The sequence below is a fragment of the Psychromonas sp. SP041 genome, assembly GCF_000470315.2.
Lineage (GTDB): Bacteria > Pseudomonadota > Gammaproteobacteria > Enterobacterales > Psychromonadaceae > Psychromonas.
In genome coordinates, this window is record NZ_CBRF02000021.1 from 66,075 (window position 1) to 82,645 (window position 16,571).

Consider the following 16,571-nt stretch of genomic DNA (forward strand, 5'->3'; position numbering starts at 1 on the left):
CCGAAAATGGGTTCGCAAGTATTTGAATTAAATTAATTCAAATCAGGTTAATTGAGCCCAAGTGTCCCATACAGAAGGCTGTAAACGGATTTTCTCTCAACTTAAATTACAAAAATGAGCTGCCTCATGAAATTTGCTATTAACCCAGTTACCCAAAGTCTTGCTCTGATTTTGGGATTATCGTCGTATGCCTATGCTGAAGAAGTCACTGAACTCAATACTATGGTGGTAGTTGGTCAGCAAAATTCTTATTTGAACCCAGAGGTCAGTACGGCCACCAAAAGTAATGTTGACCCATTGGATACGCCATTAACGGTTAACGTCATTAATCAGCAGTTTTTAGAAGACATTAGAGCAGAGTCATTGGAAGATGCTTATGGTTACACCACTGGTTTAAGTCGCTCAGGTACTAACGCGAATAGTTTTACCTTACGTGGCATAGCTTCTGACCTTAACTCTATTCAAGTGAATGGTTTACCAGGTTTAGCTTCTCGTTTTGGTTCGCCTACCACTGCGAATGTTGAGCAAGTAGAAATACTAAAAGGTCCTGCTTCTATTTTATACGGACAAATTCAACCGGGTGGTCTCGTTAATATCATCACTAAAAAACCACAAGATGTTGCCTCTGTTAGTTTTGATGTCTCTGGTAACAGTTATAGCACTGGGGTGAGTGAGTTCGGTGACGACAATAGTTTTACTGGCACTCTCGATGCAACAGGTCCGCTTAATGACCAAAAAACGTGGTTATACCGCTTTATCGTTAGCGCTGAAGATACTAACTCATATCGCCAAGATGTTGATACTCAAAACTATTATCTATTCCCAACATTAACTTATCGTCCTAATACTGAGACAGAAGTAAGCTTTGGTTTGGAATTACAATCTGAAACACGTGTACCAGATGATGGGTTAGCCGTGTTAAATCATGATATTAACCAAATTGCTTCTTTGGATACACATTACCAATCTGCTGATGATACTGCTGAAGATAAAGGGCTGGTGGCCTTTGCCACTTTCAATACGATGGTCACAGATAATTTTGATGTGACTGTAGATTGGCGAAGCGTGTGGCATGAAGATACGCGTTCAGTTTATGAAACAAGAGACGTAGATAACGACACAGGTAAAGTGACGTTACGTGATCGCGATAATGAAAACGAACGTCAATATCATTTTGTTGATGCAAGAAGCACAGGTAGCTTATGGTGGGGTGATGTAGAGCATCAATTATTAGTTGGCGTTAATGTTGGGTACGAAGAGCGAGATTTTAAACGCCAAACAAATCCGACAAGCGACGTTGATTTTTATAACCCAGATGATTTAACCAGCCGAACAGGCAATTACACCACTTTAAACCACCGCGTGACTGAATTTGTTAACTATGGTGCTTACCTTCAAGACACCATTTATTTAAATGAGTCTTGGACGTTAATGGCGGGTTTACGTTATTCACGTCAAGATATTGATTTTGAAAGAGTTGATACAGGATTTACAGATTCTAGTTCAAGTGATGCATTTGTTTCGCAAGGCGGTATTGTGTATCACCTAACTGAAGCGACTTCATTGTACGCAAGTTACGGAGAAAGTTTTAACCCAAATAGCATTGAAGACAAAGATGTAAATGGTGATAACTTTGATCCTGAAGAAGGACGTCAATATGAAGTGGGCGCTAAAACGAACCTATTCAACGATAAAACTAATTTAACAGTCGCTTACTTCGATATTAAAAAAACTAATGTCGTAGAGGAAAACTTAATCACTGGTGAAGATGAATTATTAGGTGGCATTAAAAGCAAAGGTGTTGAAGTTGAATTGTTAATGAAGCCAATAGAAAACTGGCAGATTAAATTAGGTTATGCCTACGTTGATGCAAGAATTACTGATAATCCTGATGAAAATATTAAAGGGAATCGTACACCCGCGAGTGCATTACATGATGCTTATGTTTGGACTAAATATAACTTCCCATACCAAATTGCTAACGGGACGGTCGGCACAACATTAGGTGCTAACTACGAAAGCTCTCGTTATACCGATGAAGACTCTACTGATCGCGTTAAGTTACCAGGTTACACTACTTTTGATCTTGGCCTTCATTATGAAATTAAGCAATATCGTGCATCGTTGAATGTTGAAAATATCTTTGATGAAACCTATTACATTGCTGGTTCTTCAGATAGCAGTATTTATGCAGGTGATCCACGTAACATTACCTTTAGTTTATCGGGTAAATTCTAATAATGTTAATAGCCGTTTTTCAGCGAATAATTTTAACGTTGATACTGACTTGTAGTGTATTTTCAGTACAAGCCAGTATTGAAGTGGAACATGAGTTAGGCACGTTGGTATTACCTGACGCACCTAAACGTATTGTGGTATTAGAATATTCTTTTATCGATGCGTTAGCGGCTATTGGTATGTCACCGATTGGTGTTGCTGATGATTTAGATCCTGATCGAATTATCCCAGAGGTACGTAATTTACTTGAACCGTGGACGTCAGTTGGCATGCGTTCACAACCTAGCTTAGAAGTGATTGCTAGGCTAAAACCTGATTTGATCATTGGTGATGTTTATCGTCACCGAGTTAGTTATGAGGATCTTTCAAAAATTGCGCCGACTATTTTATTAAAAAGTCGTGGTGAAAGTTATTTAGATGCTCTTAAATCTGCTGAAATTGTTGGTAAAGCCGTTGGCAAAGAAAAGCAAATGCTTGAGCGTATTGCCCAACATAAGCAGTTAATGGAAGATTATCGTCTGCGGTTTAATAGTGCTGAAACGATGCAATTTACGACGGTTAATGAACGTGGAATGTGGATGCATGGGCCATTATCTTTTACAGGTAGTTTATTTAATTATCTCGGGTTAAAAGCCGCGTTGCCTGATTTAAAAGACAGTCACTTAGTTCAAGCGAACTTAGAAGTATTACTGCGTGTTAACCCAGACTGGTTGTTTTACGTAAGAAGTAAGCCTGTCACTGTGCTTGAAAGCTGGGAACATAATCCATTATTTAAACTATTAAAAATTAGCAAAACCCATCAAATGGTAGAAGTCTCATCTGCGCTTTGGTCTCTTAATCGCGGTATGTTGGCAGCAGAGGGGATTGCTAAAGAGTTGGATAATATCGTTAATAATAAATCTAAATCTAAATCTAAACGTTAGACCTTAGCCATAAACAATAGGTCTAACCTTAACCTTAACCTTTAATTCTAGGCCTAATACTTAACGCATGCTTAGCGATTCAATGGACTATTGATTTAGATCATTCACTCCTTAAAAACCTCTAAATTTATCAAAAAATGTGCTCCAAGTATAAGGTTAAAGCTGCCTTTAGGACTAAGATGATTAAGGTAATGTTAACTAAGGAGAATACTGATGAGTTATGGTCATATTTTAGTTGCTGTTGATTTTGAAGAAGATAACCAACAGGTTATTGATAGGGCAGTTAAATTAGCAAAACCTTTAAATGCCGACCTATCACTAGTGCATGTGAATGAAGTCATTAATGAAATTGGATTCACTGGATTAATGGACTTAGATGTCGCTAATTTATCATCTCATTCTAGTATTGATGAATTAAGCGAAAAGCTAAATGATTTAGCAAAGAGCATCGATTATAAAGTGAAACATAAGTACGTTGTTAATGGCGATATAAAGCATAGTTTAGAAGGGCCAGTGCAAGAGGCGGGAATCGATTTAATTGTATGTGGACATCATCATCATTTTTGGAGTCGTTTAAGTCCGACAGTCGGTGGGCTTGTTAATACGTCACCCGTTGATTTATTGATTGTTGCGTTGATTGATTGATATAAAAATATTGTTTTAAATGGCTTATTACAAAGACATCGGCCTCAACTTATTGGCATAAAGCCATTATGTTAATCGCTATTAGATAAAAGGCATTAATAGGAATCTATTAATGCCTTTTTGTTCGCTGTTATTCGTAAGACGTTCAGTTAACGCTTGCTAACCTTAACTACCCACCACACCGCCGTCATCTTTTGTGATTGCCACAATCGTTGAACGAGGTTTATTATCGCCACCAGCAGGGAAGTGACCGCTAGGGTGTTGAATACCCACAAACATGGTTTTTTGATCTTCAGAGAAAGTTAACCCTGTCACTTCAGAGCCTATTGGCCCAGTTAAGAAACGACGCACTTCACCGGTCATTGGGTCGCCACATAACATTTGGTTGTTACCTTGGCCTGCGAAATCCCCTTCGTTTGAATAGTTACCATCAGTTTGAATCCATAAACGACCGGCTTTATCAAAGCCAATACCGTCAGGACTGTTAAACATATTATCTTCATTGATGTTGGCGCTACCTGCGTATAAATCACCTTTATGAACCGTTGGGTTACCTGCTATCAAATATAAATCCCATTTGAACGTATTGTCTGCATGGTTACCATTAGTCGGCATCCAACGTACTATTTGTCCATAGTGGTTTTCAGCACGAGGGTTTGGCCCACCTACATCTTGACCTTCTTTAACGCCACGGTTTTTATTGTTAGTGAGTGTACAGAAAACATGTTTGTTATCTGGATGAACTGCAATCCATTCTGGTCTATCCATGGTGGTTGCTGACACTTGTGTTGCGGCTTTACGTGCAAAAATCATTACTTCAGCTTGGCTATTAAAGCCATTTTCTTTCGTTAAGCCGTTTTTACCGTAAGTTAACTCAATCCACTCACCATCGCCCTCTAGTTTGTCGGCATGCATATTAAACTTAGCAACGTATAACGTACCTTCTTCCAGTAGTTGACGGTTAGTACTGTCATTGCCTGCTTGGTATTTATGCTTAGAAACAAATTTGTAGATATGCTCGCCACGTTCGTCATCACCTAAATAAACAACAGCGTGACCATCATCATTGATAACAAAAGCTGCATTTTCATGTTTGAAACGACCTAATGCAGTACGCTTTAATGGTGTTGATGTTGGATCTTTAGGATCAATCTCTACGATCCAACCAAAGCGGTTTGGTTCATTTGGGTTTTTAGCGAGGTCAAAGCGTTCATCAAAGTTATGCCATTGATATTTACTTTGAGTTGCTTCTACACCGTAACGCTTGTAGTTGTCATCCAGTGCGACTTCTTCTTCTGCACCAAAGAAACCATTAAAGTTCTCTTCACAAGTTAAGTAAGTACCCCATGGAGTGTGGCCATTTGAACAGTTATTAATAGTACCAAGTACTTTTTTCCCCGTTGGATCTGCTTTGGTTTTTAATAAATCATGACCTGCAGCTGGGCCTGTTACGTGCATTTCAGTATTGGCTGTAATACGACGGTTAACTTTACCTTTAGGATCCATTATCCATTTACCGTCTTTTCTCACTAGTTCAACAACAGTTACCCCTAAGGCAGCTTGTGCTTTTTTAACATCATCAGCGGTCATTGCTTTGCCTTGATGATCAAATAGGTATTCGTAGTTTGTATATTCATTATTTACAGCAAGAATGGCATGGTCTTTTGATAATGGGAATACACTCATACCATCAGTATTGTCACCAAATTGCATTGCTTGTGCTGTTGAATCTTGTTTACCATTTGCATTGAATGCAGGTGCATTGGTAAAGATTGGGTCACCCCATGACATAAGGTTGCTGATGCTGTAACCCTTTGGAACGATGACAGTATCGCTAGTAGAAGCTGGCACTTGCATGAAGTTTAATAACTTACTATCTATATTCGCAGCGATAGCTTTGGCTACAGGGTTTAACGCTAGAAATGCACCTGCACCAACCGCAGCGGTTCCCATTAGGAAGCTACGGCGTGATAAACGTGCATCAATCATGTTACTAAAATCAGTTTCTTTATCTAATAAATCTGTCATCGTATTGCCTTATTTATTGGGGGGAACAATACCAATCACACTAATTAACTTATCTATTTTACTGGTTAAAATAATTTATTTATTCACTGCTATTTTCGTAAAGGGATAGACCGTTGCGAAACTTACGCTTTAAACTAAATCATTTTTTCTGCGTAAAATGTAAAACTCTTATTAATATAATGGGTATAAGTAAAACGAGCTTTAGACTAAAGCAGAAATATGACAGGTTTATTACGTTTGATTATTTGGAGTTCATTAGACATCACTGGTGGTTTTACTTCTCTTTCATGAGCCTAATTATTTCATATAAAAATTCATATAAATAATCCATATAAATTAAAGAAGCAGTAAACCCTAATCTTGTTATTAACGTATTAGTGTTTTTAAGTGAAAACTGAATGGGATGTTGATAATGGTATTGAGTGATAGCGAAGAATCTAGAGTGATTGAAATGGCTTGGGAAGATAGAACCCCTTTTGAAGCCATTGAAGATCAATTCGGTTTAGATGAAAAAGCCTTAATTAGCTTTATGCGCAATAAATTGAAGTTGGGAAGCTTCAAGCTATGGCGTAGTAGAGTAACGGGCAGAAAAACCAAACACTTAAAATTAAGATCACCAGATATAGACAGAGCTTATTGTTCTACTCAATACAAACACAGATAGTTAATCTTTTAGTGATTAACCGTCTGTGTTTTATCATCTGTACTTTACAGGCAACCTCTAATGTATTTTAAATTGTTGAGCAGACTGACTCTCTAAAAATGCAGTCCCTATTTCATACCCCATTTTATAATCGGCCATCAGAGCCTGATCGCTACTACCTAATAGGCTGCTTGCTAATTTTTGTGGTGGTGCAATCTCAATTACTTTCGCATCTTCTGGTGGAGTATGAATAAATTTAATGGCGTCGTTGTAAGCATTTTCATGGCCAGTAATAATATCTAACACCTTAGGGCATGAGTTGGTTTTACATACCCAAGATTTCAATTTGTGTGCCCAAGGTGAACGAATGCTGCGGTTCGCAGGGGCTGTACGTAATACAATAATATTCTTTGCACCACGATCATAAGCCTCTTGAATAGGAATAGGGATGGCAACGCCACCATCAACGTAATTCACATCTCCAATCGCGACCCCTTTTTTGTATAAATAAGGTAGAGCGCTTGATGCTTTTAACATCGTAAGCCAGCTATCAGCGGTGGGTTCAAGAAACGCTGGACGAAACCCTTCCATATTGGTGGCAGAAAACAGCAGTTGGCGACCCTGTAATTGATTTTGAGCACAATTCATATTCAATTGGTATTCAGGTTCGCCTACGCGATCAAAATACCAGTCCAAATCCATTGCATTACGCTTTGAAAAAGAACGTTTCATACTAAAAAAATCAGGGTGTCTCGATAACTGCATGATAGACCGTTTAGCGTATCCCGCTTGACGCGTCATATAAGTTGATAGGTTTTGAGCACCCGCTGACGTACCAATGAGTAATGAAAAAGGGTTAAAGTCTTGTGCTAACCAGCTATCCAATACACCTGCTGTAAAAATACCACGTTGTCCGCCACCTTCGACAACTAATGCGGTGCCTTTTATCGGTGCAGTTGCAGGACAGTTTGGTGTATTAAATGATTTATTTTCTAGTATTGGCTTCATGAGATTTCCCTATTCGATTACATACAATATACTTAAACTTTATAAATAGGTTAAATCGTTTTATTTTCTCAGTTTAATAGTATTTAGCTATCACAAGATGGTGAGGTGTTTTTTATAGGTAGTCGATTTTTAAAATGATTGTAAGTTGCTTATCAGAAATTAGGTAAAATCAATACAAAGGGGAACGGGTGTTGTAATATCTCTCAATAACTTATTTGCATATCAAAATCAGTTTATTGTAATTAACGCTTATTACACTTAATTTATTGAGCAATCAAAACAACCGGTTAGCCAGTTTAGACTCAATTAAAAATTTTACTTATTAAAGAAGAACAACATGACCCAATCTAAATTATTACCATACCGACTACCGTTATCTATTTTTGTTTTCTTTATTGCCTATATGGTATTAACCCATACCCCATTAGGTTATATCTCTTCTTTGACGAGTCAGCTAATTGGTTATTTTTATAGTGCGTTTGATGTGGTAAAAGAAACAGAGCAAGTCACGTTAATCTATGCACTTTTAGCAGGTGTAGTCGGGCACTTCTGGTTTAGTAAAATGTGTAAAGTAGAGGCTAAAGCCAACCAGAAAACCTTACTAAAAGGATTAGGTGTGTTGGTCTTAATTATCCTCGCTTATGGTTATAACTTGTCGCAACAAGCTTAAAAAGCCATATTCAAAAAACAATCTTCAAATAACAATCTTCAAAAAAATTAAAAAGAGAGTTTTTAATATTAAAGGGGTCATTATTGCATTTAATGAACCCCGCCTTCCCATATCATTGCTTACTTTTTATCTTCTTAATGTTTAAACCACTTAATTTTTCTATCCTAATAATTATTTTAAAGAATAATTTTAAAACAAAAAATGACTTATTTTATCGACAATGAATAAAGCGTTTATAGGATGGTACCCATAAAGTTAAATTCTCTCTAATTTAACTTTAACTTGTTGTTAATTAATGACTAATTTAAATTTGTTATTAATTAATAATATTTATTATCATCAATCAATATCTAATCTTATTTCGTTATTTTTAATCATGCCCTTTAATACATATTTTTAATCTTAGTGATTTATTGCCAGATAAATATTGACTATCTATCGATAGGTATGTAAATTTATATCCACTTAGTAAGCAAAGCACGTAATAACCGAGTGCTATTTTTACTGACATTTTTTACATGCTGAACATCAACTTTATAATTTTAAAACAGGGATTACGATAATGATTGGATATACAACGATTGGTTCAAAAGACTTAGATAAAGCAGTTTCATTTTACGATTCATTACTTGAATTAGTTGGTGGTAAAAGAGTAATGGAAATGGACCGTATTAAATTTTACGGAACAGATGCTGGTGGCGCGATGCTAGCTGTGTGTACACCGCACGACAATAAAGAACAAAGTTGTGGTAATGGCCAACAAATTGCTATCCCTGGTGGTTCAATTGAAGGTGCACAAGCGCTTTACAATAAAGCGATTGAATTAGGTGCTACTTGTGCCGGTGAACCTGGTCAACGTTTTGACTTCTTCTACGGTGCGTATGTTTTAGATTTAGATGGAAACAAACTTTGTTTCTTCCACATGACATAAGTCAGCACTAAAGTAGCTGATATAAAGTAATTTGAGTCACTTTACATCACCTTTTACAAGGACGAATACTCCTATAGCTTATGTAACTATTTGATTAGTTTATATAGCCGATAGGGCCATCGTCCTTGTTTTTTCTACCCTCTCTAAATACAGTTTTACCTCATATCCAACACTACCTTTTTAAAGTAATATCGACTTCCCTTGCTCGCTAGAAACAATACCGCAACCCTAAATAACCTCAGTTCTGGATAAGCGAAGCGATACAACACCGCTATTTCCGCGGATTTCTGCGTTAAATTATTTCTCAATAACCCGTTATTGCTTCAATAATTTGCCTTGAACTACGCAAAACTAACGGCACTGCATAGTAAAAAATAGTACCTTCTGATTTTAAATATAATGCCGCTTTCATTAACCAGAGTTGAGGTTAAATAATTAAACTCACTAAACATTACTAATCTAGACATTACTAATCTAAGCAATACTCCGCCTTATCAATCCAACTCTACGTAAATCTATTTCAAAGCTAGCCGATATGTATGCCAACACTATAGCTGTTTTAGTCTTTATAGGAGGTGTTGTGATAACTGTTGATCAATCGAGCAGGTGACGTTGGATTGTTGTAAGCGCTGGGCTGAGATAGCTGAATTTACATCGTTGGGTTACATAACGGAAACGGAGCGATACCAGTTTAGTTACATAGGCTTATTTGCATAGGTTTAGTTACATAAGTATAGCGACATAACAGAATAGCAGATCTGGTGAGCTAGTGAGTTGGGCTTTATAGCGTAGCGTGGCTAGGAAAGTAGTTGTTCTTTAACGTCATTGACTCAAACAGTCATTAACTCACCAGTTACAAAGCATAAGTAAGCTATGTTGAGTCGTTAAAAAGAACAACTATTTATGCGGATTAATATGAGTATTTAATCGATCCGCATACGGTAGTGTTAGGCATTTTGTACGCGTGAAATTTGATTCTCAACATCCGTAATATGACCTGATTTTACCCAAACTTTAGCGCCATTCTTACCTGATTTAATAGTTAAGCTCGTCTTTTCTGGTGTACGTAACCAACTGTGTTTAAGTAATATATCATCGCTCTCTTGAATTGAGCCTTCAAGTATAAATAACTCAGCGCCACCTAAGGCGTCTAACGTGTATTCTGATGTCACGTCGAAATGTAATAAACTCACTTCTTCAATCTCATCTTTATACAAAGGCGTTATCGACACACCTTTATGGTTAGGTAACGGTACTTGTCCCATCTTATTCATTTGTAACCGCACGTGAATTCTATCTTCAGGTTGAAACTGCCAAAGTTTTACTAACATAACGCAACCTTGTTCTGAACCTGGTTGATGTTTTGATTGTGGTGGGTTTCTTATATAAGAGCCCGCTGGAAAGCTGCCATGCTCATCTTGAAATACACCCTCTAGTACAATAAATTCTTCACCGCCTGTATGCACATGCTCAGTAAATTCACTGCCAGGATCGTAACTTACAATCGTCGTAGCCCTTGCGACTTCTGCACCGACTCTATCCAGAGGTTTTCGGTTAACGCCTACCATTGGAGAGGCTATCCACTCTTGTGATTGACTGTGCACAACTGCACGTTGACTAAAATCCGCCGCTATTTTCATCTTGTTCCCCTAAAGTCTTACTCAATATGTTTTAAAATAAAGTATTCAATGTATCTATCAGTAGATAGTTATATTCTCTAGCGTATAATAAGTCAACTTTGTGCGTTAATTAATATTGCTTCAGGTATTCATCGATGCGTAATAATACTTGTAAATAACTATGCACTGCTTGATAATTTCAGGCTCATTGATAGGAAATATAACCATGACCAAAAAAGAAGCATTACTAAAAGCTGCTGAAGATAAAGTTCGTCTTGGTGGCTATAATAATTTTAGCTTTCGAGAAATTGCTAATGAAGTTGGAATTAAAAGTGCGAGTGTCCATTATCATTTTCCTACTAAAGCAGATTTAGGCGCTGAACTGGCTCATCAATACACTAATGCATTTTTAAGTGCGTTAGGTGATGTGGACGACATAAAGGCTAATAATCAAAATCCTATTGACGTTTACACTCAATTATTTAGAAACGCTTTATTAACCGATAATAAAATGTGTTTATGTGGTTTGCTAGGCGCACAAAATGAAAGTTTACCGGACAAAGTGCGCCTAGAAGTAAAACGATTCTTCGATTTGAACTTAGCATGGTTAGAGCAAGCACATGTTGCCAATGGTGAAAGTGAACCGTCACATGCCGCTATCTTAACCGTTAGTTTGTTAGAAGGCGCAATGATGATCAGCAAAGCGCTGAATGACCATAGCTACTTTAAACTGGCGACCAAATAACCTATAAACCTCCTTTTATTTGTACTTAATGATTTGCCGATTTAATACGTTAAGTGCAACTTCCTCTAATTAAATTTATCGATTTATTTACTTAGCCTTTTAAGTATAGATCCTAAAAAATTAAGACTCCTCTTTTTTATATCATCATAAATTCTTATTTTTTTACTTAACTTTCATTTGCTTATCTTTTTATTCTTTATGTTAAAGAACAAACCGAAAAGACTTTCTATAAAAATTAAGTTGACAGAGAACGACTAATATCGCAACCTGCCTATCTAATGATAGGTTGTGTTTTTTACGTTATTCTGGAGAAAGGGTATGAGCGATTACATGACTGAGAAAACAAAGCTTCATTTTATTAAAGCTGAATCTACGGCGGTGCCCGTTATTAATTACTCTGGTTTCGATGAGCAGCAAGAATACAGTGATGATTATATTTTTCAGGAAACAGAAGTCATTGATGCTCGCTTAGCCAACCCTGAACAAACCTTTAGTTTAGACAAAGAAGGTTTTGAACTCGCCAGCTTTACACCAAACGAAGTTGACTTCTTAACGCCAGAAACCGTTAAATCAGATTATTACCCACAGGTTGAATCGCTTATTAAAAAGCAAACGGGGGCAACCGATGTATTCGCCTTTGACCATACCGTACGCCGCGGCATTAAAAACTCTAATCGTCATCCTGCTTACCATGTCCATAACGACTACACCCATGAAACAGGGCCAATCAGGGCACAATCAGTATTAGACGAAGCCATATTAAAACGCTTTGCTGGAAAAAGAATGATCCAGATAAACGTATGGCGTTCTATTGATGGTGTTGTAGAGAAAGACCCCTTAGCATTTTTAGACTTTTCAACGCTAAATACAAAAGATCTAGTGAAAGCAAAAATATCATTTAACGATATGCACTCAACAGAAAAGCACCAAGGCGAGATTTTTGCCCTTAAAAAGAATAACAATCAAAAGTGGTATTACTATCCAAGAATGGATGGAACAGAAGCCGTTTTAATCAAAGGGTTTGATAGTGACCCTTCTTATTCACGCTTTGCCATGCACACAGCTTTTCCGTTATTAGGACAGGGCGATAGTGGCAAACCAAGACAAAGTATTGAAACAAGAACCTATACTTTTTTTGATCTTTAAGGTTGATTGAGAAAGCTCAACGGTGGAGGAGTGGCAGCCACATTGAGCATCGTTTTGCTTGGGGATTTGTGGGAAAGTGTTTTTAAAAGGCAAAAAACAAGACTTGACCCCATTATCTCGGTTCGAAGGGTTAATAATAGAAGGTAAGTGGATAAAGATAAAATGAAGAAAGCTAAACAGTTAACTCTCTTTTTAACACGTTGATCAAACCTGCTTTATGCAGGCTTTTTAGTTACTCAACTAACACCATATTAGTCGATAATACATCGCTATTTAGCTGGTTTTTCATCCCATGCTTTTAATTCAGCGTTAGACCATGTTCCATAAGATGCATTTGGGAATACAATCCAATCTTTACCAAAGTGTTCAGCCTTTAATTTCACAAGATCTCGTTGATAGTCTGTAGACTCTTTGTTTTTAAATTCAGCAGCAAAATCAGCTAAGCTATCACCCATTAACATTACAATATCAAAATTCTGTTGGCGAACTGATTCACGACGCGTTTCTTTCATTTTTGTATAAAGTAATACGTTATCTTTACTTACTTGTGGCAGCCCTAACTCATTCAATGTTTTGAGTGTTGCGACTTTGTTCTCTTGGAAGCGATCAGAGATATAGAATATCTTGATGCCTTTTTGGTCAATAAAATTAATAAAATCTTTTGCGCCAGGAATCAAGGTTGGGTGCCCTTTTTGCTCCCAATCACTCCAAGTATCCCACGTACTAAAATCATGGCAATTATTAACATCGCGAACTAATAATGGGCTGTTATCTATTACAGTTTCATCTAAGTCCAATACTACGGCAGGTATTTTATCCGACTTATGGTCAGCAAGAATCTGGGTAATACGATATGTAGCAAATTGGTATGCTTGTAGTTGCAATGCCATTACTTCAGCCGATTGTTGTTGATAGCGCAATGCCATTTTGTATTCTTTTGGCTGGCAAAAAGCATCATCAGATGCAGCTAAAGATAATGGACTAATTAACGGTAAAGCGAGTAATAAAGAAGCGGCTATTTTTTTCATGTAAATCCTTTCTCTGTTAAATAAGTGATGAAAGATGTCATAATTCTTGGTTAAACACCAATTTAATTAAAAATAAAATATATTTTATATATATATATCAATTACTTTCTGCATAAAACACGACTAAACAACCAATAACTTAAAATAAAAAATCTATCTTAGAAAAACATCTAATTGAAATAGAAAAGTCGAAATAAGAGTAAAATCAACGAACCAAATCTGCCGTATTATCTTTATTAAGCTTTAAATTTTTTTTTACTAAAGTTTAGGCTAACAACGTAATTAGCTGTCACTAATAACTTATATGCTGAAGAAGAGCATTATTAAGTTATTTTTCAAATTTGCTTAATGCAGGCTTTTTTATATTTAGAATATGATAAATAAATGACAAACCTAAAAAGAGAATTAACCACGAAGCGCTGCGTTACACAGAAGACACGAAGGATTATGATTAGAGGTGTTTTTAAACATGGTAGTTAACACCTCCTTCAATGACTCTAATTTTAAAAGGTAAAAAAATACCTAACCCCATTTTTTTTAGCCGATTTTAGTTTTGCTTCGTCTGCGCTCATCCTGACAGCTAGCTATTTATTAGCAGTATTTTCGCCCTGTCGGCGACATCCTTTCTTTTACCAGAAAAGAAAGGATGCAAAGAAACTGGCCACCGGATCACTTTCTTATCCAACCGCTAATTGCCCTTCTTAACGCACCAGTTCATACAGCACATCCATGTGCTGAATGAACTTACAGCAAACGTCCTGTTTGCTGTTGCTGAAAGTCATTTATCGTTTGGGAAAGCTTTACGGTGGGGGAGTTGTAGCCACATTGAGCATCGTTTTTGTTGGGGTTTGTGGATAAATTTTTTAAAAGGCAAAAAAATCTAAGCCCACTCTTTTTAGCCGTTTTGAGTTTTGGTTCGTCTGCGCTCATCGTGGCAGTTTGACTTTTATTAGCAGTGTTTTCGCCCTGTCGGCGACATCCTTTCTTCTACCAGAAAAGAAAGGATGCAAAGAAACTGGCCACCGGATCACTTTCTTATCCAAACGCTAATTATACCAATGGAATTAAATAAGTGATCAGAGATTGCGCAGGAAAAATTAACACTAATAAGGCGTGAGTTGTAGGAGATAGTTGTTCTCACTTCAAAACTCACAACGCAGTTAGGGGTGATTTTAACCAGCAAGAATGATCACCTTATTAATTCTTTTGGTATTACCTTTCTTAACGCACCAGTTCATACAGCACATCCATGTGCTGAATGAACTTACAGCAAACGTCCTGTTTGCTGTTGCTGAAAGTCATTTATCGTTTGGGAAAGCTTTACGGTGGGGGAGTTGTAGCCACATTGAGCATCGTTTTTGTTGGGGTTTTGTGGATAAATTTTTTAAAAGGAAAAAAATCTAAGCCCACTCTTTTTTAGCCGTTTTGAGTTTTGCTTCGTCTGCGCTCATCGTGGCCGTTTGACTTTTATTAGCAGTGTTTTCGCCCTGTCGGCGACACCCTTTCTTTTACCAGAAAAGAAAGGATGCAAAGAAACTGGCCACCGAATCGCTTTCTTATCCAAACGCTAATTGCCTTTCTTAACGCACCAGCTCATACAGCACGTCCATGTGCTGAATGAACTTACAGCAAACGTCCTGTTTGCTGTTGCTGAAAGTCATTTATCGCTTGGGAAAGCTCAGCGGTAGGGGAGTTGTAGCTACATTGAACATCGTTTTTGTTGAGGGTTTGTGGATAAATTTTTTAAAAGGCAAAAAATATAAGCCCACTCTTTTTTAGCCGTTTTGAGTTTTGCTTCGTCTGCGCTCATCCTGGCAGCTAGCTATTTATTAGCAGTATTTTCGCCCTGTCGGCGACATCCTTTCTTTTACCAGAAAAGAAAGGATGCAAAGAAACTGGCCACCGAATCGCTTTCTTACTCCAAACGCTAATTGCCTTTCTTAACGCACCAGTTCATACAGCACATCCATGTGCTGAATGAACTTACAGCAAACGTCCTGTTTGCTGTTGCTGAAAGTCATTTATCGCTTGGGAAAGCTCAACGGTGGGGGAGTTGTAGCCACATTGAGTATCATTTTTCTTGGTATTTTGTGGAAAGTATATTTAAAAGGCAAAAAACAAGACTTGACCCGAATGGCACTGTATTTTTTTAACTAAAAAGACGATCCATTATGATAGTTTTATCATTTATTGATGGTTTATCGATATAAAAATAACTATCAGTTTCTTCATAACTAAACCCATTGAAAATAGCTTTGTGATCTATACTGACTGCAATCCCGCCGTGGTCATGGATAGTTAATAAACCTTTTAAGCCCTCTTTAACAAATTTTGTTTGTTTTACTTTTCTATAAACTTTCATAAGTAATTCCATTTCAATGATAAATATAACAAACACCAATAGGTGTAACATAATTTATACCTATTGGCGTTTGTTAGATAGAGGTTTGAAAGTTTCAATAGATGAATTATCAGATGCATTATCAAACCACCACCAACTAACTAATTCATAAGTTGATAAGCACTTGAAAGTGAAAACTGAAGCTCCATCATAATGGCTATAACCAATATTAATAAGTTCATATTGATGCCCAGAACAGATATATCCTTTAGTAAAGTCAGGATTATCAGCTAAAGCAATATAAGCTTTACCAATTTCAAAAGGGTGATCTCTCCATGTTGAACCATTCATTGCCATGAGTAATTTCTAATGTCGCATTAAGCGGACTAAAATAGAGCTAAGCGAATAGATCAATGTTTTTAGTCCTTACTGAGTTGTCTTATAGTCCGACCAAGCCATTTAATTTAATAGATTCATTCATTATTATATTAAATGGAACATGCTTCTGTTGGTTACGAATATTGAATTGCTAAACATACAATGTTTTTAACAAGACGTTCGAACCAACAGAACAACTCGCTTCAAAACGCATACTCAGGGATCGCC

At 36.9% G+C, this 16,571-nt stretch carries 14 protein-coding genes; 8 read left to right on the top strand and 6 right to left on the bottom strand.

Annotation, left to right across the window (positions count from 1 at the left end):
* The first annotated feature begins 126 nt into the window (after positions 1-126).
* The 3 genes from SP041_RS12705 to SP041_RS12715 all read left to right on the top strand — a co-directional run bounded on the left by SP041_RS12705 (position 127) and on the right by SP041_RS12715 (position 3,806).
* Positions 127-2,238: a TonB-dependent siderophore receptor gene (locus SP041_RS12705; RefSeq protein WP_025563361.1), complete on the top strand. Its 2,112-nt coding sequence runs from the start codon at positions 127-129 to the stop codon at positions 2,236-2,238.
* A 2-nt stretch (positions 2,239-2,240) separates the two neighbouring features.
* Positions 2,241-3,161 carry a Fe(3+) dicitrate ABC transporter substrate-binding protein gene (locus SP041_RS12710; protein WP_025563362.1) on the top strand — a complete coding sequence of 307 codons (921 nt, stop codon included), beginning with the start codon at positions 2,241-2,243 and terminating at the stop codon, positions 3,159-3,161.
* 213 nt (positions 3,162-3,374) lie between these two features.
* Positions 3,375-3,806 (top strand): universal stress protein, encoded by a 432-nt coding sequence (locus SP041_RS12715; RefSeq protein WP_025563363.1) that lies wholly within the window; start codon positions 3,375-3,377, stop codon positions 3,804-3,806.
* A 165-nt stretch (positions 3,807-3,971) separates the two neighbouring features.
* Here the strand turns inward: SP041_RS12715 and SP041_RS12720 are convergent, their stop codons facing one another.
* A complete protein-coding gene (locus SP041_RS12720; protein WP_025563364.1) occupies positions 3,972-5,834 on the bottom strand; it encodes a PhoX family phosphatase in 1,863 nt (620 codons plus the stop codon).
* Positions 5,835-6,246: 412 nt separating this feature from the next.
* Between SP041_RS12720 and SP041_RS12725 the strand changes: the two genes are divergently transcribed.
* Complete coding sequence (locus SP041_RS12725) at positions 6,247-6,498, top strand: TIGR03643 family protein (protein WP_025563365.1); 252 nt, start codon at positions 6,247-6,249, stop codon at positions 6,496-6,498.
* Between the two features lie 57 nt (positions 6,499-6,555).
* Here the strand turns inward: SP041_RS12725 and SP041_RS12730 are convergent, their stop codons facing one another.
* Positions 6,556-7,485, bottom strand: a complete 930-nt coding sequence (locus SP041_RS12730) for a patatin family protein (protein ID WP_025563366.1) — start codon at positions 7,483-7,485, stop codon at positions 6,556-6,558.
* A 337-nt stretch (positions 7,486-7,822) separates the two neighbouring features.
* Between SP041_RS12730 and SP041_RS12735 the strand changes: the two genes are divergently transcribed.
* A complete protein-coding gene (locus tag SP041_RS12735; protein ID WP_025563367.1) occupies positions 7,823-8,155 on the top strand; it encodes a hypothetical protein in 333 nt (110 codons plus the stop codon).
* Positions 8,156-8,717: 562 nt separating this feature from the next.
* Entirely contained in the window at positions 8,718-9,086 is a 369-nt protein-coding gene (locus tag SP041_RS12740; RefSeq protein ID WP_025563368.1) for a VOC family protein, read from the top strand.
* A gap of 947 nt (positions 9,087-10,033) precedes the next feature.
* On the opposite strand, the gene SP041_RS12745 is transcribed toward SP041_RS12740, so the two are convergent.
* Positions 10,034-10,726, bottom strand: a complete 693-nt coding sequence (locus SP041_RS12745) for a cupin domain-containing protein (protein ID WP_025565755.1) — start codon at positions 10,724-10,726, stop codon at positions 10,034-10,036.
* A 205-nt stretch (positions 10,727-10,931) separates the two neighbouring features.
* Between SP041_RS12745 and SP041_RS12750 the strand changes: the two genes are divergently transcribed.
* A complete protein-coding gene (locus SP041_RS12750; RefSeq protein WP_025565754.1) occupies positions 10,932-11,450 on the top strand; it encodes a TetR/AcrR family transcriptional regulator in 519 nt (172 codons plus the stop codon).
* Positions 11,451-11,768: 318 nt separating this feature from the next.
* The gene (locus SP041_RS12755; protein ID WP_025565753.1) at positions 11,769-12,596 is read left to right on the top strand and encodes a CmcJ/NvfI family oxidoreductase; all 828 of its coding nucleotides are present in this window, start codon (positions 11,769-11,771) and stop codon (positions 12,594-12,596) included.
* A gap of 269 nt (positions 12,597-12,865) precedes the next feature.
* On the opposite strand, the gene SP041_RS12760 is transcribed toward SP041_RS12755, so the two are convergent.
* The 3 genes from SP041_RS12760 to SP041_RS12770 all read right to left on the bottom strand — a co-directional run bounded on the left by SP041_RS12760 (position 12,866) and on the right by SP041_RS12770 (position 16,322).
* On the bottom strand, positions 12,866-13,624 hold the full coding sequence (locus SP041_RS12760) for a 5'-nucleotidase, lipoprotein e(P4) family (protein WP_025565752.1): 759 nt from the start codon (positions 13,622-13,624) through the stop codon (positions 12,866-12,868).
* Positions 13,625-15,773: 2,149 nt separating this feature from the next.
* Positions 15,774-15,986: a hypothetical protein gene (locus SP041_RS12765; RefSeq protein ID WP_137297874.1), complete on the bottom strand. Its 213-nt coding sequence runs from the start codon at positions 15,984-15,986 to the stop codon at positions 15,774-15,776.
* Positions 15,987-16,046: 60 nt separating this feature from the next.
* On the bottom strand, positions 16,047-16,322 hold the full coding sequence (locus tag SP041_RS12770) for a hypothetical protein (RefSeq protein ID WP_025565961.1): 276 nt from the start codon (positions 16,320-16,322) through the stop codon (positions 16,047-16,049).
* Between the last annotated feature and the right edge of the window lie 249 nt (positions 16,323-16,571).

Bases quoted from the DNA above. Each gene is read 5' to 3' on its own strand.
- SP041_RS12705 (WP_025563361.1), top strand. From the start codon at position 127: ATGAAATTTGCTATTAACCCAGTTACCCAAAGTCTTGCTCTGATTTTG.
- SP041_RS12710 (WP_025563362.1), top strand. From the start codon at position 2,241: ATGTTAATAGCCGTTTTTCAGCGAATAATTTTAACGTTGATACTGACT.
- SP041_RS12715 (WP_025563363.1), top strand. From the start codon at position 3,375: ATGAGTTATGGTCATATTTTAGTTGCTGTTGATTTTGAAGAAGATAAC.
- SP041_RS12720 (WP_025563364.1), bottom strand. From the start codon at position 5,834: ATGACAGATTTATTAGATAAAGAAACTGATTTTAGTAACATGATTGAT.
- SP041_RS12725 (WP_025563365.1), top strand. From the start codon at position 6,247: ATGGTATTGAGTGATAGCGAAGAATCTAGAGTGATTGAAATGGCTTGG.
- SP041_RS12730 (WP_025563366.1), bottom strand. From the start codon at position 7,485: ATGAAGCCAATACTAGAAAATAAATCATTTAATACACCAAACTGTCCT.
- SP041_RS12735 (WP_025563367.1), top strand. From the start codon at position 7,823: ATGACCCAATCTAAATTATTACCATACCGACTACCGTTATCTATTTTT.
- SP041_RS12740 (WP_025563368.1), top strand. From the start codon at position 8,718: ATGATTGGATATACAACGATTGGTTCAAAAGACTTAGATAAAGCAGTT.
- SP041_RS12745 (WP_025565755.1), bottom strand. From the start codon at position 10,726: ATGAAAATAGCGGCGGATTTTAGTCAACGTGCAGTTGTGCACAGTCAA.
- SP041_RS12750 (WP_025565754.1), top strand. From the start codon at position 10,932: ATGACCAAAAAAGAAGCATTACTAAAAGCTGCTGAAGATAAAGTTCGT.
- SP041_RS12755 (WP_025565753.1), top strand. From the start codon at position 11,769: ATGAGCGATTACATGACTGAGAAAACAAAGCTTCATTTTATTAAAGCT.
- SP041_RS12760 (WP_025565752.1), bottom strand. From the start codon at position 13,624: ATGAAAAAAATAGCCGCTTCTTTATTACTCGCTTTACCGTTAATTAGT.
- SP041_RS12765 (WP_137297874.1), bottom strand. From the start codon at position 15,986: ATGAAAGTTTATAGAAAAGTAAAACAAACAAAATTTGTTAAAGAGGGC.
- SP041_RS12770 (WP_025565961.1), bottom strand. From the start codon at position 16,322: ATGGCAATGAATGGTTCAACATGGAGAGATCACCCTTTTGAAATTGGT.